18 protein-coding genes are annotated in these 18,342 nt (G+C 54.4%); 10 read left to right on the plus strand and 8 right to left on the minus strand.

Translation table 11 applies throughout. The features are described from left to right. Positions 1–4: 4 nt before the first annotated feature. The 3 genes from OCL06_RS08860 to OCL06_RS08870 form a co-directional block, all read right to left on the minus strand. Positions 5–1,015, minus strand: a complete 1,011-nt coding sequence (locus OCL06_RS08860) for an aldose epimerase family protein (RefSeq protein WP_262993589.1) — start codon at positions 1,013–1,015, stop codon at positions 5–7. Between the two features lie 215 nt (positions 1,016–1,230). After that, positions 1,231–2,088: an alpha/beta hydrolase gene (locus tag OCL06_RS08865; RefSeq protein WP_262993591.1), complete on the minus strand. Its 858-nt coding sequence runs from the start codon at positions 2,086–2,088 to the stop codon at positions 1,231–1,233. Between the two features lie 102 nt (positions 2,089–2,190). Continuing rightward, positions 2,191–3,543 carry an MFS transporter gene (locus OCL06_RS08870; protein ID WP_262993593.1) on the minus strand — a complete coding sequence of 451 codons (1,353 nt, stop codon included), beginning with the start codon at positions 3,541–3,543 and terminating at the stop codon, positions 2,191–2,193. Between the two features lie 369 nt (positions 3,544–3,912). Between OCL06_RS08870 and uvrA the strand changes: the two genes are divergently transcribed. From uvrA to OCL06_RS08885, 3 genes are all read left to right on the plus strand, one after another. Continuing rightward, positions 3,913–6,750, plus strand: coding sequence for an excinuclease ABC subunit UvrA (gene uvrA / locus OCL06_RS08875; protein WP_262993595.1), 2,838 nt, complete (start codon positions 3,913–3,915; stop codon positions 6,748–6,750). 136 nt (positions 6,751–6,886) lie between these two features. Beyond that, positions 6,887–7,306, plus strand: a complete 420-nt coding sequence (locus tag OCL06_RS08880; protein WP_262993598.1) for an acyl-CoA thioesterase — start codon at positions 6,887–6,889, stop codon at positions 7,304–7,306. Further along, positions 7,299–8,012, plus strand: coding sequence for a 2OG-Fe(II) oxygenase family protein (locus OCL06_RS08885; RefSeq protein ID WP_262993600.1), 714 nt, complete (start codon positions 7,299–7,301; stop codon positions 8,010–8,012). Before OCL06_RS08880 ends, OCL06_RS08885 begins: the two co-directional genes overlap by 8 nt. Before the next feature lies 1 nt (position 8,013). Here the strand turns inward: OCL06_RS08885 and OCL06_RS08890 are convergent, their stop codons facing one another. The 4 genes from OCL06_RS08890 to OCL06_RS08905 form a co-directional block, all read right to left on the minus strand. Beyond that, positions 8,014–8,919, minus strand: coding sequence for a hypothetical protein (locus tag OCL06_RS08890; protein WP_262993602.1), 906 nt, complete (start codon positions 8,917–8,919; stop codon positions 8,014–8,016). Between the two features lie 240 nt (positions 8,920–9,159). Further along, positions 9,160–9,630 (minus strand): DUF3299 domain-containing protein, encoded by a 471-nt coding sequence (locus OCL06_RS08895; RefSeq protein WP_262993604.1) that lies wholly within the window; start codon positions 9,628–9,630, stop codon positions 9,160–9,162. 153 nt (positions 9,631–9,783) lie between these two features. Then, positions 9,784–10,320, minus strand: coding sequence for an inorganic diphosphatase (gene ppa, locus OCL06_RS08900; RefSeq protein ID WP_262993606.1), 537 nt, complete (start codon positions 10,318–10,320; stop codon positions 9,784–9,786). Positions 10,321–10,443: 123 nt separating this feature from the next. After that, entirely contained in the window at positions 10,444–11,418 is a 975-nt protein-coding gene (locus tag OCL06_RS08905) for a class 1 fructose-bisphosphatase (RefSeq protein ID WP_262993607.1), read from the minus strand. 242 nt (positions 11,419–11,660) lie between these two features. On the opposite strand from OCL06_RS08905, the gene mpl reads away from it, so the two are divergent. The 3 genes from mpl to OCL06_RS08920 are packed head-to-tail and all read left to right on the plus strand — an operon-like array spanning position 11,661 to position 14,472. Next, the gene (gene mpl / locus OCL06_RS08910) at positions 11,661–13,016 is read left to right on the plus strand and encodes a UDP-N-acetylmuramate:L-alanyl-gamma-D-glutamyl-meso-diaminopimelate ligase (protein WP_262993609.1); all 1,356 of its coding nucleotides are present in this window, start codon (positions 11,661–11,663) and stop codon (positions 13,014–13,016) included. Then, the gene (locus OCL06_RS08915) at positions 13,013–13,645 is read left to right on the plus strand and encodes a flavin prenyltransferase UbiX (RefSeq protein WP_262993612.1); all 633 of its coding nucleotides are present in this window, start codon (positions 13,013–13,015) and stop codon (positions 13,643–13,645) included. The genes mpl and OCL06_RS08915 overlap by 4 nt, the downstream gene beginning before the upstream one ends. A gap of 2 nt (positions 13,646–13,647) precedes the next feature. Then, positions 13,648–14,472 (plus strand): S1/P1 nuclease, encoded by an 825-nt coding sequence (locus OCL06_RS08920; protein ID WP_262993614.1) that lies wholly within the window; start codon positions 13,648–13,650, stop codon positions 14,470–14,472. A gap of 72 nt (positions 14,473–14,544) precedes the next feature. Here OCL06_RS08920 and rraA read toward each other — a convergent pair whose 3' ends face one another. Beyond that, complete coding sequence (gene rraA, locus OCL06_RS08925) at positions 14,545–15,030, minus strand: ribonuclease E activity regulator RraA (protein WP_262993616.1); 486 nt, start codon at positions 15,028–15,030, stop codon at positions 14,545–14,547. Between the two features lie 229 nt (positions 15,031–15,259). Here rraA and OCL06_RS08930 point away from each other — a divergent pair, with 229 nt between their 5' ends. Genes OCL06_RS08930 through lysA form a run of 4 tightly spaced genes read left to right on the plus strand, consistent with a single transcriptional unit; the run spans position 15,260 to position 18,338 of the window. Beyond that, entirely contained in the window at positions 15,260–15,781 is a 522-nt protein-coding gene (locus OCL06_RS08930; protein ID WP_262993618.1) for a phosphatase PAP2 family protein, read from the plus strand. A gap of 1 nt (position 15,782) precedes the next feature. Next, positions 15,783–16,850, plus strand: a complete 1,068-nt coding sequence (locus OCL06_RS08935) for an MJ1255/VC2487 family glycosyltransferase (RefSeq protein WP_262993620.1) — start codon at positions 15,783–15,785, stop codon at positions 16,848–16,850. 57 nt (positions 16,851–16,907) lie between these two features. Continuing rightward, positions 16,908–17,087, plus strand: coding sequence for an LPS translocon maturation chaperone LptM (gene lptM, locus OCL06_RS08940; protein ID WP_262993623.1), 180 nt, complete (start codon positions 16,908–16,910; stop codon positions 17,085–17,087). Then, on the plus strand, positions 17,088–18,338 hold the full coding sequence (gene lysA, locus OCL06_RS08945) for a diaminopimelate decarboxylase (protein ID WP_262993625.1): 1,251 nt from the start codon (positions 17,088–17,090) through the stop codon (positions 18,336–18,338). Positions 18,339–18,342: the final 4 nt, after the last annotated feature.

Consider the following 18,342-nt stretch of genomic DNA (forward strand, 5'->3'; position numbering starts at 1 on the left):
GCGATTAGAGCTGGGTAAACCGATATCGAATATATTCACGCCGCGGTGCCCCGGGACGCAGAATACAGTCTGGAAACTCAGGTTGATTGGGGCTATCAGGAAAGTACTGGGGTTCAAGACAAATTGCCCCCATCCCTTCGTCTGCGACGATATTACCGGAATAAACCTGGAGACCCGGAAAACTGGTACTCAGCGACATATGAATCCCGGTATCCGGTGCATATAAGCTGGCGGCCGGTTCATCAGTGTTATTCAAGGCAAAGTTATGATCATATCCACCCACTTGGTCGAACAGCTGGCAGCCTGACACCAGATTGTTTGCTATGCGCGTTGGCATACGGAAATCAAAGGGCGTATCAGCGACCGGCAGCAGCGCGCCAGTAGGCAGTAAACTGGCATCAGCGTCAGTAACCCCGTCGGCATTTACATGAAGTTGCTGCCCGTGCACGCCGCGCTGATTACCTAACGTAAAGTAGGCATGCTGAGTCATACTGAACGGGGTGGCCGCGGTGGTTTCGGCGTACAGAGACAGCGACAGGGTGTTGTCAGAATGGAGCCTGTAACAGGCGACGACCGTCACCTTACCGGGAAACCCACCATCCCCCGCAGGGCTTTCCAGACTTAGCTCAACCCCCACAGCATTGTCTTCTGTCACCTTTTTCGCCGACCATAGCTGCTGATTGAAGCCTTTAAAGCCGCCATGTAAGTGATGCGGGCCGCCATTTACATCCACCTGATAGGTTTGACCATCCAGCGTGAAGTGCCCTTCTCCTATACGATTCGCGTAACGCCCCACCAACGCGCCCTGATAGCTGCTGTCTGCCAGATATTCGTCCAGCGTAGCGAAGCCATTCACACACTGGTGTGGGTTACCCTGATTGTCAGGCACCTGCAATGTACGAATGATCCCGCCGTAGGTGAGTATTTCAGCCGTCATGCCGGCATCATTTTCCAGTTTATAGCTGAAAACGGATTGGTCGTTAACGCTACCAAAGGGGATTTCAGAGACGTGCATAGAAGTTTACTCGGTTCGCTGTTTGGCTAATCAGGGTATAGGTTTTCTATAGCCGAATACAACACGTCACGCGCTCTTTTCTCGCCCAGTGTCATTCCTTAGGGGGAAACTCGTTCACAACTTTATTCACACTTTATACACAGGCGGGCTGACTTCAGACTGTAGGCTATTTGATCACTTCTAGCCTTGATGAGACGGGCGGGTTGTTAAGTCTGTCACAGCGACGCGACAAATTCACGATACCGTTTAAGCGTGCCAGGCTGCTTCATGGTGGTACCATGATCTGCCTCAGGCACCACGTACATCGCCTTGTTTTCACTGGGCGACAGGCGATAGAGCTGCTCGGTAAACTGCACCGGTGTGGTGCGGTCTTTTTCCCCTACCAGCATAAACAAAGGCCCGTGATATTGTTCCAGCAATACGCCGTTATCAATCCCGACTAACTCAGGATGCAGATTCACCCGGGTGAACAGCTTGGACCACATTGGAATCAAGTTATCCACCAGTTCCGGCACACCATTAATTGCGCCCTCCAGCACCAGCCCGTCGACTTCCCGCTCAGTAGCGACGTAGGATGCGATAAGACTTCCCATGGAAAGTCCATGCACCAGGGTCGGCAATTCCTGCGGAAATACTTCGCTGGCGTAATCAAACACCTGCAGGGCATCTTTTTTGAGATTTTCTATCACAATTTTCTCCGCCCGCTCACTGGCGCCCATGCCCTGGTAGTCTATCCACATAATGTTGGCGGGCAGTTTGCCCAGCTTATGCAAATACCCATTGGCTTTACTGATCGCCATGCCATTGCCGCCGAAAAAGACGATATTAACTACCGGCTCCGGGTAAGTTACTGCCACACCGGTTAGTGTAAGTCCTTGGGCGTTGGTCATTTCTACGGTGGTGATCCCCACCGAAATTTCATCTTTCGTGGCGGCGCTATGCAGCCCTGTGGTATCTAACGGTGTGGGTTGTTCAGCCTGGTGAACAAACGAGCGCGGACTGACATCAATGGCGCATCCACTAGCCAGCCATACAGAAGTGAAGACAACCAGAAAAATAGGTAGTGTGTGCATAGGCGACTTCCTTGTGTGAGTCACCTAATTAAACAGGATTGCTTAAAAAATAACAACTTGCTGTGAGCCAGCTGGCTTGTGCAAGCGAGCCGGGAGCCACTATCAGCCTGCCGGATGCGGCCCTGATAGTACCTGCCGTGCCCGGGTGGCATCAAACTCGCGGCTGACTTTCATGTACACTGCCCCTTCCTCCGGGCGCAATGTAACTTCCAGCACGCCTGGCACGGTTTTCAGTGACTGGGTAAGCGGGTTGCTGTCAGCTTCTGTGAACTGCGCATTCATCATCACCCGTTTTACCCGGCTGACTTCACGCAAGCCAAATAACACACCCAGCCAAAGCACGGCGACAATAGCGCCTATCAGGTAGGCCAGCTCCGCACTCCAGATATCGGTGATAAAACCTGATATCACGCCGCCAAGGAAAGCGCCAAAAAACTGGAAACTGGCGTAGATACCCATGGCCGTACCTTTTTCTCCGGCCGGGGCAATACTGGATACCAGGGCCGGGAAGTTGGCCTCAAGATAGTTAAACCCGGTGAAGAACAAAATCACCGCCACGACTACTATCCACCAGGCATGGTCCTGCATACTCAGCAGGGCAAAAGCACCCGCCATCATCACCACTCCGGCCAGCAGCAGGCTTTTCGGGGTGCGCCCCCTGGCGGCGCCCATCATGATTATCAGACCCACTATGGAGGCACCCAGCACCGGCAGATACAACGTCCAGTGACTGTCCAGGGTCATTTCAAAGTGCAGTAACGTGACCGGCAGTTGCACGAACAACAGCGTAATCATCATATGCAGCAACATCACGCTTACGTTAAGCCGCCACAGCTGAGAAGAAAATATCAGTCGGGTCAGTTGGCCTTGCTGTGGCAAGGTGTCACCACTGCTGAGGACTTCCCCGGTTGGCACCACCCAGATAATAAGCGGCATGCAGGCCACTGCCAGCACACCGGTAATGATAAAGATACCCGCCAGACCCCAGCTCTGGGCAATCACCGGCCCGAGCAGCACCGCAAGGTAAAATGAAAAGCCGATGGCAATACCGATTATCGCTAGCACTTTGGCGCGCTGTGATTCGCGACTCACGTCAGTGGCCAGCGCCATTATCGCCCCGGCAATGGCGCCGGCGCCCTGTAATACCCGGCCCACCAGCAACCACGCCAGGCTATCAGCCTGAGCGGCAATAAAACTGCCTATCGCAAACACACTGAGGCCGAGCAAAATAACCGGCTTGCGACCCCAGCGGTCAGACAACATCCCCATCGGAATTTGTAACGCAGCCTGGGTCAGACCATAGCCGCCCACGGCTAAGCCCACCAGCAAGGGCGAGTAATCCGGAAAGTCCATCGCGGCGACAGCCAGTACCGGCATCACCATGAACAATCCCAACATACGCAGTACATAAACTACCGCCAGCGCTAACGCTGCGCGTACTTCCAGTGCGTTCAAAACCGATGCAGTCCTCTGAGTGAATATGGCCGCGGAGTGTACCATAATTTGCGAATTCGCCCACGCCCAAATTGCTGCCTCCACCCCGCCAGGCGGCTGGCAGAGCGAGTGTAGAGCGTTCATACGCAGGCCTGTTGGAAATGGTTGTGTGGGGCTGCCGCGGCAGAAAATATGCGCGCCTGCTGCAACGTTATGATCAGTTACCCTTGGTGCTGGGTATAACAGTGCAACGGCGTTACGCACAAATTGCGAGCGATGCGCCGGTCACGTTGACATTATTACTGCTGCAAAGCGTAACTACACGGCAGTAAGGATTATTTTCGCCGCCCACTGTGGCATACTGATTCTTTTTTCCACGCACAGGCTTAAATGGACAAAATCGAAATTCGCGGTGCCCGCACCCACAATCTGAAAAATATCGATTTAACGCTCCCCCGGGATAAGCTGGTTGTTATTACCGGTCTCTCTGGCTCTGGTAAATCGTCTCTTGCCTTCGACACCCTATATGCAGAAGGGCAACGGCGCTATGTCGAATCATTATCTGCCTACGCCCGGCAGTTTTTATCGATGATGGAAAAGCCCGATGTCGATCACATTGAAGGCTTGTCGCCGGCCATTTCCATAGAGCAGAAGTCCACCTCACATAACCCCCGGTCTACGGTGGGTACCATTACCGAAATCTATGATTACCTGCGCCTGATGTTTGCCCGGGTAGGTACACCACGCTGTCCTGATCATGATGTCCCACTGGATGCGCAGACCATTTCGCAGATGGTGGACAAGGTGCTGGCTATGCCCGAAGGCAGCAAGCTTATGTTGCTGGCACCGGTCATCCAGGACCGTAAAGGCGAGCACGTTAAAACCCTGCAGAATTTGTCTGCACAAGGTTTCATCCGTGCCCGTATCGACGGTGAAGTCTGCGACCTCTCGGATCCGCCGCCGCTGGACTTACACAAAAAACATTCCATTGAAGTGGTGATCGACCGTTTCAAAGTGCGGGAAGACCTGGCTCTGAGGTTATCCGAATCGTTTGAAACCGCCCTGCACCTCTCGGGGGGCAATGCTATTATTGCCGATATGGACGATAAAGACGCCGAAGAAATAGTGTTTTCGGCAAACTTTGCCTGTCCTCACTGCGGGTACAGTATCAGTGAACTGGAACCCCGCATGTTCTCGTTCAATAACCCGGCTGGCGCCTGCCCTACCTGTGATGGCCTGGGCACCCGGCAGTTTTTCGATCCCTCAAGGGTGGTGGGTAATACTGAACTGAGTTTATCCGGTGGCGCCATTCGTGGCTGGGACAAACGCAGCTACTATTATTTCCAGATGCTGCAGGCGGTCGCTGACCACTACGGATTTGACCTCACCAAGCCCTTTGAATCGCTGTCAGACAAGCACCGCGATATCGTTTTGTACGGCTCTAAAGGCAAGTCTCTGGCGTTTAAATATATTAATGAACGCGGCGATATCATGGAGCGCAAGCACCCCTTCGAAGGGGTCATTCCGAATATGGAGCGGCGCTACCGTGAGACTGAATCGAATGCCGTGCGTGAAGAACTGGCTAAATACCTTAGTCAACAACCCTGCGGCAGCTGCCATGGCACACGTCTGAAGACCGAAGCCCGCAACGTCTTCATTCAGGGCACCAACCTGCCCGCCATTGCTGATATGTCGATTGCCGGTGCCTATGACTTTTTCACCGAGCTGGAAATGCAGGGACAGCGCGCCCAGATAGCCGAGAAGATCCTCAAGGAAATCCTCGACCGGCTGCGTTTTCTGGTGAATGTCGGACTCAACTACCTGTCGCTTTCCCGCAGTGCAGACACCCTGTCTGGCGGTGAAGCCCAGCGCATCCGTCTGGCCAGTCAGATTGGTGCCGGACTGGTGGGCGTCATGTATGTGCTTGACGAACCCTCCATCGGGTTGCACCAACGTGACAACGAACGCTTGCTGAAAACGCTGACCCATCTGCGTGACCTGGGTAACACCGTACTGGTGGTGGAGCATGACGAAGACGCTATTCGCGAAGCCGACTATATTGTGGATATTGGCCCGGGCGCGGGGGTCCACGGCGGCGAAATAATCGCCCAGGGCAGCCTGGATGATATTCTCAACAGTGAAGACTCACTTACCGGGAAATACCTGTCCGGTAGAGAAGAAATTGAAATTCCCGAGAAGCGCCATAAAGCCGACAAAAGTAAGTGGTTAACGCTGACCGGCGCCTCCGGCAACAATCTGAAGGACGTCACTCTGGAGATCCCGGTGGGCCTGATGACATGTATTACCGGGGTGTCTGGTTCAGGTAAGTCCACCCTGATAAATGACACCTTTTATAAAATTGCCCATCGTGAGCTGAATAAAGCCACCACGGCAGAGCCTGCGGCTTACAAGAGCATGGACGGACTGGAGCACCTGGATAAGGTGGTCGATATCGATCAGAGTCCGATAGGTCGTACGCCACGCTCAAATCCGGCCACCTACGCAGGCATCTTTACGCCCATTCGTGAACTGTTTGCCGGCACCCAGGAAGCGCGCTCGCGGGGCTATAAGCCGGGGCGCTTCAGCTTTAACGTAAAAGGCGGACGCTGTGAGGCGTGTCAGGGTGATGGCGTCATTAAGGTAGAAATGCACTTTCTGCCCGATGTCTATGTGCCCTGTGATGTGTGTAAAGGCAAACGGTACAACCGCGAAACGCTGGAAGTGAAGTACAAAGACCGCAGTATTCACGAAGTGCTGGAAATGACGGTAGAAGAAGCACGCGCCTTTTTCGACCCCATTCCGTCTATCGCCCGTAAGCTACAAACCCTGATGGATGTGGGTCTGGCGTACATCAATCTGGGGCAAGCCGCCACCACCCTGTCAGGCGGGGAGGCGCAACGGGTGAAGCTGGCCAAAGAACTGTCCAAACGTGACACCGGGCAGACATTGTATATTCTGGATGAACCCACTACAGGGCTGCACTTCCACGATATTAAACAGCTGCTGGCGGTGCTCAACCGGCTCCGGGACCATGGCAATACGGTGGTGGTCATCGAGCACAACCTGGATGTCATAAAAACGGCTGACTGGATTGTGGATCTTGGTCCGGAAGGCGGTTCAGGCGGCGGTGAAATCATCGCCAAAGGTACGCCGGAAGACGTAGCCAACGATCAAGCCTCTCACACCGGGCATTTCCTTAAGCCCCTGCTGGAACGTCAGCAGAGCTGACCCGTTTAAGCGCAGGCCTGCGGGCCTGCTGCTTTTATCTCCCCTGTGCGCCGTATCCCGCGGCTGTTTTCCTGCCACGCCCGTGGTAAAGTTATTTGCAGTTATCTTCCTCCGTCACCAACAATAAGAGCAATGTATGACCGAGCAAACTGCTTTGGAAACCACCTTTGACGTGCGTTTCTACGAAACCGACGCACTGGCCCATGTCAGCAATACCGTCCTGGTAGGCTGGTTTGAAGCCGCCCGTGAACCGGTGTTTAAAATGTTTTCCCCTACCCTGGATTTAACCAACTGGCCGCTGATACTGGCCAGCTATAAAGTTGATTTTCTTGCGCAGATTTTCTACGGCCAGCCGGTAACGGTGAAAACCTATATTCAGCGGCTGGGTGGCAGCTCGTTTGATGTCGGCCAGGAGGTGTGGCAGAACAACCACTGTTGCGCCAAAGGAGTGACCACTATGGTGCATTTCGACTATCAGACCCAAAAAGCGGTGCCCATCCCCGATGCGGTTCGCCAGCAACTTACCCAGATCATGCAGGAGGCCACCCATGACTGAGCATAAATCTGACTTCATTCAGGTGGTGGATAACGTCCTTGACCCGGCACTGTGTCAGGAAATCATGCAGCAGTTCGATAACAGCCCCAACCTTACCGCGGGCCGCACCGGTGGCGGGGTGGATCTGGACAAGAAACGCAGTACCGATGTGTCATTCAGTGAAAAACCCGAGTTTGGTCCCTTGTTTAAGCAAGTGATGCAAAAGACTGGCGAACAACTGGTGAAGTACATTGAAGAGCATTTTTTTGCTCTGGTTGGCCCGATAGGACTTACTGTGCGACACCCGGCCACCGGTGAACCGGTGAAACTGACCGGTGAAAATTTTGAAGAAGTGGGTAAGCCGAACCTGCCTAACCTGGTGAATTACCTGTTTCGGGTGGGGGAAGTGAATGCCCAGCGCTACACCGCGGGGGAAGGCGGCTATCCGTACTGGCATTCCGAAGTCTATCCGCAGTTACCGCATAACGATGCGCTGCACCGGGTGTTACTGTTTATGTATTACCTGAATGATGTGGATGAGGGGGGCGAAACGGACTTCTACTATCAGAACCGGTCGGTGTCACCGAAAGCCGGACGGATGGTGATTGCGCCGGCCTACTTTACGCACACTCACCGCGGGCAGATGCCAAAAAGCAACGATAAATACATCCTCACATCCTGGTTGCTGTTCAACCGCGCCGAGCAGATCTACACCCCTCAGCAATAACTCAGCCTGAGACGTTTTGTTGTTGCAGGGCGTGTCCGGCAGCAAGCTGGCGCGCCTGTTCCATCGCCTTTTCCAGCACCGGCAGCTCCGGCGCTGGCACGGTCAGGCGGTGGGCTGCGCGATATTCGGGGCTGTCATACAACGCCACCATCACCCGGTTAACTTCGCGCAGAAAACGCAGCGCCGTCGGGTGGCTATTGCACATCAGCTTGCCGGTAGTGGTGCTGGGCGCGCCAGCCACGGCGTAGCTCTGATAGGGCACTGCAGCATCGGGATAGTTATGCAGATACAGCGCCACTTCCTGGGGGTAAATCAACGTAGCGGAAATGCGTCCCCGAAAGAACATGCCTGAGAGCTTATTGTAACGGTTGGCGCTGGAACGCCAGATCACCCGGTTGGCGGGCAAGCCAGCAATAATGTTATCCAGCTCGTCGCCATAACTGATATCGTCCATCAGCAGCAACGGCTCTTCAGTGCGGCCACTGACAAAGTTTGCCAGAGAGGTGAGTTCACCGCCCTCGTTAAGCTGGCCCGAAGCGATTCCGGGGTTACCCCGCACGTACAAGCGGGGCGTCAGCAAAAACGTCAGGGGGAGCGAAAAGCGGTATTTCTGCGCGCGGGCGGCGGTTTCCAGCGCATAGTAATTACAGGCCGGGGTTTGTTCGTCATCAAGGTAACGGAGAGTACGTTTAAAGGGCGCGTGAACGAAGCGGAACGGCGCCTCTAGCCGGTCAGTCAGCATGCGATACGTATTAATCAGCGCATCGCGGCTGGCATCAGCATGTTCCAGTTGACGGGGAAAATCCGGATTCCCGAAATAAATGGTCACGGGCGCGTTGCCAGCCCATGCAGGAGGCAACCCTGCTATCGTTATAACCACTGCCAGTAGCCGCATCCATGTCGCCATTGTTTACCTCTGCTACGTCGAAACAAACATCGATTGACGGTCATCATAGCGTACTTGTCATCCGACCCTGAATTATATCGCGGCATGCCACCGTATAAATGCGACTACTCAACGAAGCGCGGATTTCGAAGGCGCCCGTAAGCGCAGCATTTAGTAGCGGAACTGTTGCCTCATCCGCACGTCTCTTGTGGCCGTCTAAGCAGTGACGGGCGCAAACCTAGCCTGTATGTGAATACATGACTAAAACGGCGCGACAGACTCGCCCTCTAACCGATAGCCCACGGTAGCGATATCGCCGGACCAGCCATCTGTAGACAGAACACCCGTCACCCAGATTGCATCGTATAAGTTGTCTATCGGCACGCCCTCAGAAAATTTAACATAGACTATCTGATTAGAAGGCGGCGGTGGCACGTGAATACAGGCACCGAAGAAAGGCACCAGCAAAAACTCGGTGGTCAGTTCGGCTGTCCCTTCCAGAGGGACCACAAAGCCCGGTATTTTCACGCGTTTGCCATTGAACGCCTCGACTACCGGAGCATCGGGTTGTAACTGGGTCATCTCCCCGTCGTGGGACACCGGGGGTGGCGATAGCTGATTAAAACCCTCCGGTATCAGGTCTTCCCAGTAAACTTCCTGCGCCTCTTCGGCCCAGGCAGTCACAGAGACTAAGCTCAGCGCAAACAGTGCAATGGATAGCCAGCTTTTCATGTAAACCTCTTTGTTAATACGGTGAACAGGGCTGCGCCCCAGGCTGATGTTTCAACGTTAGCATATTCCCCCCTGCTGCGCTGCTTCGCCCAACAAAAAAGCCCGCAAATGCGGGCTTTAATAAGAGGTGCATCGTTTGTTAACGCACGTCTCTTACGCTTCAGTTTCCTCGTAGCGTTTAACGCTGGCAAGAATTTCCTGTTTCGCCGCGGCAGCGTCCGCCCAGCCTTCTACTTTTACCCATTTACCAGGCTCAAGATCTTTGTAATGTTCAAAGAAGTGTTCAATTTGCTTCAGCAGCAGCGCAGGCACGTCTTCTACTTCATGTACGTCACGGTAAATGGTAGACAGCTTATCAACCGGCACGGCCAGCAGCTTAGCATCCTGACCGGACTCGTCACTCATGTTGAGTACGCCAACAGGACGGCAGCGAATTACCGAACCGCTTAACAGTGGGAACGGCGTCATCACCAGTACGTCTACCGGGTCACCGTCTTCAGACAGGGTCATCGGCACGTACCCGTAGTTAGTCGGATAATGCATGCAGGTTGCCATGAAACGGTCAACGAACATAGCGCCAGAGTCTTTGTCTACTTCGTATTTTACCGGATCGGCATGGGCCGGGATTTCAATGATGACATTCACTTCATCTGGCAGATTTTTACCAGCAGGAACGGTGTTCAGGCTCATTTTATGGTCCTTGTAAGTACAATCAAAAAATTTGCGCTAAGTATACGGGCAGTGCGACAAAATAAAAACGTTTTAGACCCGCTGAATGGCTTTCAGCGGGTCTTTTTGGGCAATTTTTCTGTCTTATTCCTCAGCGTAATAGCTCAGGCAATGCTCAACCTCTTCTTTTGACCCCAACAGCACAGGCACGCGCTGATGGATTTCTTCCGGCATGACTTCCAGGATCCGGCCATGGCCGGTGTTGCCCATCCCCCCGGCTTGCTCCATCAGAAATGCCATCGGGTTGGCTTCATACAACAGACGAAGCTTGCCCGGTATTGACGGGTTGCGCTTATCAAACGGGTACATAAAGATCCCGCCCCGACACAGCACCCGGTGAATATCACCGACCATTGCCGCTACCCAGCGCATATTAAAGTTTTTCTCACGGGGGCCCTCTTTGCCCGCCATCAGGTCACTGATGTACTGCTGAATAGGTGGCTCCCAGTGCCGCTGATTGGATGCGTTAATTGCAAATTCTGCGGTGGTTTCGGGCACTTTAATATTCGGATGCGTTAACAGGAAACCACCGTGAGTTTTATCCAGCGTATAGATATGAGTGCCGCGGCCGGTGGTCAGTGCCAGCATCGTCGAAGGCCCGTACAACACATAGCCGGCGGCGACCATTTGCGTGCCTGGCTGCAGGAACGCTAACGGATCATCCGGCTCCATCCACTGAGGGGCGTGGGTAATCGAAAAGATGGTGCCAATCAGACTGTTAATTTCTGTGTTAGAAGACCCGTCCAGCGGATCGAAACTGACCAGGTATTTGCCTTCCGGATTACAGGGCACCACATCGTCTTCCTCTTCTGAGGAGATGGCTTTTACATAGCCGGAGTCACGTAGTGTATCTTTAAGGATCTGGTTGGATATCACGTCGAGCTTTTTCTGCGTTTCGCCCTGTACGTTTTCTGACAGGGTAGAACCCAGCACGCCCGCCAGTGCCCCCTGACTCACGCGGAAAGAGATTTCCTTGCAGCCCGCCAGCAGCGTACGAATTAGCAGAATAAGTTCTAACGGCGCACCGTCATGTTGTAACTGGGAGTTAAGTCGTTTCATTGGATGTCCAAGCCTTGTTTTTGTGTAGGGTAATGTGGGTGCCACTGCCAGGTATCCATCCTGACGGCGTGAATCGCACCCTTGCCGCGTTCTTGTGTGCCGGTGACAAACGCCTCCGGTGGCAGCAATCGGTTAGATTGTAACCGTGATCCGCAGGGGATGGAAATCTGTTATTCGAACATCGGACCGGTTCTGATACAGTACCCTGCAATACTGGCGTTTATCACAAGACTTACCTTCCTATGCACGTACATATTCTCGGAATCTGCGGCAGCTTTATGGGCGGCATCGCCGCCATTGCCAAGTCGCTGGGACACACGGTTACCGGCTCTGACAGCAATGTGTATCCTCCCATGAGCACCCAACTGGAAGCACTGGGCATTACCCTGACCGAAGGAGATGATGTGGCGCAGTTCACGCCGCAGCCCGATATTGTGGTTATCGGCAACGCCCTGTCACGGGGGAATCCGGCGGTAGAATATGTGCTCAGCCGTAATTTACCCTACACCAGTGGCCCGCAGTGGTTACTGGATAACCTGCTGACCGACCGCTGGGTTATCGGCATCGCCGGCACGCATGGCAAAACCACCACCAGCAGCATGGTGGCGTGGATCCTTGAACACGCCGACCTCCAGCCAGGGTTTCTGATAGGGGGGATTCCCCAGAACTTCGGTATTTCGGCGCGCACCGGTGAGAGCCCGTTTTTTGTGATTGAGGCCGATGAGTATGACAGCGCATTTTTCGACAAAAGGTCTAAGTTTGTCCACTACCGCCCGAAAACCCTGGTATTGAATAATCTGGAATTTGATCACGCCGATATTTTTGTCGACCTTGCCGCCATTCAGACTCAGTTCCATCACCTGGTGCGCATGGTGCCCGGCAACGGGCTGATTCTCTCACCGGCGCAGGACTCAGCCCTGAATGACACCCTCGACAAAGGCTGCTGGACACAGCGCCAGTCGCTGGGTAATGACTGGCATGCCAAGTTAATCGAGCCGGATGGCAGTGCATTCAGTGTGTATTTCCATGATGAACACCAGGGCGATGTGCACTGGTCATTACTGGGCCAGCACAACGTGGATAACGCCATGATGGCTATCGCGGCTGCCCATCACGCTGGTGTTCGGGTGAGTGATGCGATTACCGCGCTGGCGCGCTTTGAAAACGTGAAACGCCGGATGGAGGTGCGCGGCCAGGTGAACGGGATCACTGTGTATGATGACTTCGCCCACCACCCCACGGCCATTGACACCACAGTGGCCGGGCTGCGTAACAAAGTAGGCACAGGACGGATCCTGGCGGTACTTGAACCCAGATCCAATACGATGAAGATGGGCGTACATAAAGCTGCACTGGCCGCGTCGTGGGAGCAGGCCGATGCAGTGTATCTGTTTGAGCCGGCGAACATGCCCTGGTCACTCACCGAGATTGCCGCACAAAGCCGCCCCCCAACTGAGTGTCATGCCAGTGTGGACGCCATCATCGCCGCCCTTCATAAAGAGGCCCGGCCCGGCGACAGCATTCTGATCATGAGCAACGGGGGTTTTGACAATATTCACCAGCGCCTGCTTGATACGCTGGCACAGGAGTCAGCATGACCCAGGACAACCGCGTTACCCTCGCCATTACCGGTGCCTCAGGCGCCCCTTATGCTCTCAAATTGTTAACGTCGCTGGTACGTGCAGGCAAAGAAGTCTATGTACTGATTTCATCGGCGGCCAAGGTGGTGTTTGCCACAGAAGAAAATGTCAAAATACCGGCTAAACCGGACGCCGCGGCGACGTACTTAAGCGAGTATTGTCAGGCTCAACCCGGGCAGATAAAGGTGTTTGGCAAGGAAGAGTGGTTTTCTCCCGTCGCATCAGGTTCAGCCGCCCCCCATACCATGATTGTCTGCCCCTGCTCCACCGGCACCTTGTCCGCCATCGCCGTAGGCGCCAGCGACAACCTCATTGAACGGGCAGCCGACGTGGTAATGAAAGAACGGGGACAGCTGGTGCTGGTGACCCGGGAAATGCCGGTCTCGTCCATACATTTGGAAAATATGTTAAAACTTTCACAAATGGGCGTTACTATTATGCCTGCTTCGCCGGGCTTCTATCATAATCCACAGACTATTGATGACCTGATAGATTTTGTCGTGGCGCGGATACTGGATCATGTCGGCGTAGACCAAACCCTGGTTGCACGCTGGGGTTACGAAACAAAAAAACACACAGAGGAATAACAATGTTAGCGTTTGCAAAACGGACCTGCGCAGTCACGCTTGGACTACTGGTCGGGGTAACCGCCAGTTCATCGGCCTGGGCCTGGGGTCAGACCGGCCACCGGATCACCGGCGCCATCGCCCAACAGTACCTGAGCCCGCTCAGCCAGGCGGCGGTAATGGATTTACTTCCTGACAGCTCCCTTGCTGAGGCTTCCACCTACGCCGATGAAATGCGCTCAGTGCAAACCGAATTCTGGCAGCGTACCGCCAGTCCCTGGCACTATGTGACAGTACCGGAAGGCAAACACTACCACGAGGTGGGCGCGCCTGAAGAAGGCGATGCATATTCTGCCATTGAAAGGTTTACCGCCACATTGAAAAACGCCGACGCCAGCCGCGAAGACAAGCAATTAGCCCTGCGCTTTCTGGTTCACCTGATTGGCGACCTGCATCAGCCCTTACACGCGGGGAACGGTACCGACCGGGGTGGCAACGATGTCAAAGTCCGGTTTTTCTGGCAGAACTCTAATCTGCACCGGGTGTGGGATTCACAGATGCTTGATCAACGCGACTTGTCTTACTCGGAATGGACCCGTTGGCTGACTGACAAAATCAGTGCGGCAGATATCCGCGAGTGGGCAACGACTAATCCATCAGACTGGATAAGCGAAAGTACCCAACTGCGTGATACCGTGTATCCGGAAGACGCCAATAATATGAATTACGATTACCTGCATACTCACCTGCCGGTTGCCCAGCGTCGCCTGCAGATGGCGGGCATTCGGATGGCCATGTACCTCAACGAGGTTTTTGCTGACGCCCAGCAAACTCAGGCCACTGACTAACGGTAGTGAGATAACGAAAAAGGGGCGCCTGGCCGGGCTCCCCTTTTTTTATCTTTGCCAGCTAATCCGCAGTTAGTCCAGATCGAGTGGCTCGGGTGACAGAATAACGCCTGTGCTGTCAGCGTAGAGGTGATCTTCCGGCAGAAAGGTCACGCCAGCAAAATTAACTGGCAGGTCAACATCGCCGGTGCTTTCGCTGTCGGCGTTAACCGGAATAGACGCAATGGCCAGGATCCCGATATCGAGATCGCTGAGTGCGTCAACTTCACGCACGCTGCCCCAGCAGACGATACCTTCCCAGTCGTTATCGATAGCCAGTTGCGCTGAGTTGGCATCCAGCAATGCACGACGGGTAGAGCCGCCACCATCAATCAGCAGCACCTTTCCTTCGCCCGGCTGTGCCAGTACCCGGTCTATCAGTCCGCGATCTTCAAAACATTTCACTGTGGTGATTTCTCCACCAAAGGAGAGCCGGCCGCCGTAGCTGACAAAAATCGGATCGACGACATCGACGCTGTCGGTAAACAGGTCGCATAATTCTGAGGTGTTGTAATCCATTGACATGCCTTGTGTTGTTTGAGGTCGTTCGACGTGATGCGCTTGCCTTTAGCATAGCATCATTTAGCCACATAGGAATGCCCTATCCGGCGCATTTCTGAGTTTCCTTGCGACCACCGCATAGCAATGCGATCGCCCGCCCGGCTGTCATAAAGGTTTCTTTTTTCTGTCACCCCACAGTCACAGTTGGCCAATAGGCTATTAATCAACCAACAAGTAGGGGTCCGGCATGGTAAATCTCAAATCCCTGGCTAAATATGACACCGCGTTGTTCTTTCATTTGTACCGTCTGACGGAGCGCAAGGACTGCCGTAGTGTTATCTGGTTGTCGAAAACCGGTGACGGTTACCTTTACGGCCTTATTGGCCTGCTGTTATGGGCATTCGAACCCCAACAGGGCGAGCTGTTTTTATATACAACGCTCATGGCCTATGCACTGGAACTGCCAGTTTACGTGGTGCTCAAGCGCCTGTTTAAACGCCCGCGCCCCTGCGACTTACTGCATGCATTGCGAGCGCACATTACGCCCTCGGATAAATTTTCACTGCCCTCCGGGCACACCGCGGCAGCCTGGCTGATGGCCTGCATTGTCGCGCATTTTTATCCGCCCTTCGGGTTATTTGCCTGCTGCTGGGCCACGCTCATCGGATTATCCCGTATTCTGCTGGGCGTGCACTACCCCTCAGATGTACTGGCAGGAATGGCATTGGGGATAAGCATTGGATCGCTAAGCTTACTGATACTGGGTTAATATGAAATTATTGTATGGTGTACAAGGCACCGGTAACGGTCACATTGCCCGTGCCCGCATAATGGCCGCCGCGCTGGCCCAACGTGACGATATCGAAGTCGACTTCATATTCAGTGGCCGTGCCCCCGATAAATACTTCGATATGGAGGTTTTCGGGGACTACCGGGTATTTACCGGGCTGACCTTCCTGACCCGCCACGGAAAGGTGGATAAGTGGCAGACGCTACGTCAGGCTAACCTGCGTCAGTTTGCCCGTGATGTGAGAGAGCTGGACATTCACAATTACGATTTGCTGGTCAACGATTTCGAGCCGGTCACCGCCTGGGCGGCGAAACTGGGTGGCGTGCCGTCAATATCCATCAGTCATCAGGCCGCCTTCAGTTATAACGTGCCCCGTGCGGGGGACACCCTCACCGATAAGCTCCTGATGCGCTTCTTTGCGCCGGCCGCTGTGCGCCTTGGTGTGCACTGGTTTCATTTTAATCAGCCGATTTTGCCGCCGTTTGTCGCCGACCGGCCCGGCAGCGGTCCGCCGCAGCAACATATCCTGGTGTACCTGCCGTTTGAGGACATCAGCGATATTCAGGACATGCTGGCGCCTTTACGGGAGCAACAATTTCAGTGTTTTCACCCGGCCATTACCGCCCCTCTTACCCGGGGTAATGTTCACTGGCAGCCCACCTCCAAGGCGCACTTTAAACACGCCTTACAGTATTGTCGCGGGGTGATTGCCAATGGGGGCTTTGAACTGTCCAGTGAAGCACTGCAACTGGGCAAGAAGCTGTTGATAAAGCCCCTGCAGGGACAGTTCGAGCAACTTTCAAATGTCCTGACGTTATCCCGGCTCGGACTCTGTCAGCCGCTGTTTCAGCTGGAGACGGACACCGTCGAAGAGTGGCTGGACGCCCCACCCACCGAAGCCATTTCGTTCCCTGATAATCCCCACATTCTTATCGACTGGCTGATCAAGGGCGACTGGCAGGATACCCAGACGTTATGTGACTCGCTCTGGCGCCAGGTGAAATTCGGCGATAAGACCCGTGAACGGCTAATGTCTCTTGCATTTTAAATGCGCGATGCGATGATACCGCCTACGCATTAAATACAACCTGGGACAGTCTGATCCATGAAGCGCATTTTATTGGTGTCAGTGGCATTGCTGCTGAGCAGTTGCGGTTTTCGCGGCGCCCTGTATCTGCCTGACGACGCAGAGCAAAACGCCCCCGAAGCGGCACCGGTTGCCACACCACCGCCCGCCACCTCTGACCAGACCCCCGCTGCCCCCGTACCCGGAGACACTCACTAGATGGATCATTTCGTTTATCGTGACGGCCGCCTGTTCGCTGAAGACGTGGCGGTATCTGACCTTGCCCGCCAGCACGCCACGCCGCTGTATGTTTATTCACGCGCCACGCTGGAGCGACACTGGCATGCGTTTAACGATGCAGTAGGTGAGCATCCGCACCTGATCTGTTACGCCGTGAAAGCCAATTCAAACCTGGGCGTACTTAGCGTGCTGGCGAAACTCGGGTCGGGCTTCGACATCGTGTCCGCGGGTGAGCTGGCCCGGGTACTGGAAGCCGGTGGCGATGCGGCCAATGTGGTGTTTTCCGGGGTCGGCAAAAAAGCTGATGAAATCCGTTATGCCCTGCAGCAGGGGATCATGTGTTTCAACGTGGAATCCGAGCCTGAGCTGCACCGCATCAATGCTGTTGCTGGCGAGCTGGGCGTAAAAGCGCCCATCTCTTTACGCATTAACCCGGATGTGGACGCCCGCACCCACCCGTATATCTCCACCGGACTGAAAGTCAACAAATTTGGCATTCCCCGGGAACGGGCTATTGCAACTTATGAGCTGGCTGCCAGCCTGCCCCACATTGATGTAGTGGGAATGGACTGTCATATCGGCTCACAGCTTACCGATATCGACCCGTTTGTAGATGCACTGGAGCGTTTACTGGTGTTAATCGACGAGCTGGCTGAGAAGGGAATTACGATTTCCCATTTAGATGTAGGCGGTGGCCTGGGAGTGACGTACAACAACGAGACCCCGCCCCATCCCCGCGAGTACGCGGCTGCTATGGCTGAGAAAATGACTGGCCGGGACGACCTCAAGCTGATCCTGGAGCCCGGCCGGGCCATTGCAGCGAACGCCGGCATTTTAGTCACCGAGGTGGAATTTATTAAAGAAGGCGAAGAAAAACACTTTGCCATTGTGGATGCGGCCATGAATGACATGCTGCGCCCGGCCCTCTACTCCGCCTGGCAAAATATTATCCGCGTAGAACAGCACACGGCTGCCACACCGAAGGTTTATGACATTGTGGGGCCGGTGTGTGAAACCGGCGACTTCCTCGGTAAAGACCGCCATCTGGCGCTGGCCGCAGGGGATTTATTAGCGGTGCGCAGTGCCGGCGCGTACGGGTTTGTTATGGCGTCCAACTACAACAGCCGCTGTCGCCCGGCGGAGATCATGGTAGACGGCGACCAGGTGACGGTAGTGCGGGAACGAGAAATTCTTAAAGATCTCTGGAAAGGTGAGCACAAACTTACGTAAACTA

This window comes from Alteromonas salexigens, assembly GCF_025628895.1.
In the GTDB taxonomy this organism is placed as follows: domain Bacteria; phylum Pseudomonadota; class Gammaproteobacteria; order Enterobacterales; family Alteromonadaceae; genus Alteromonas; species Alteromonas salexigens.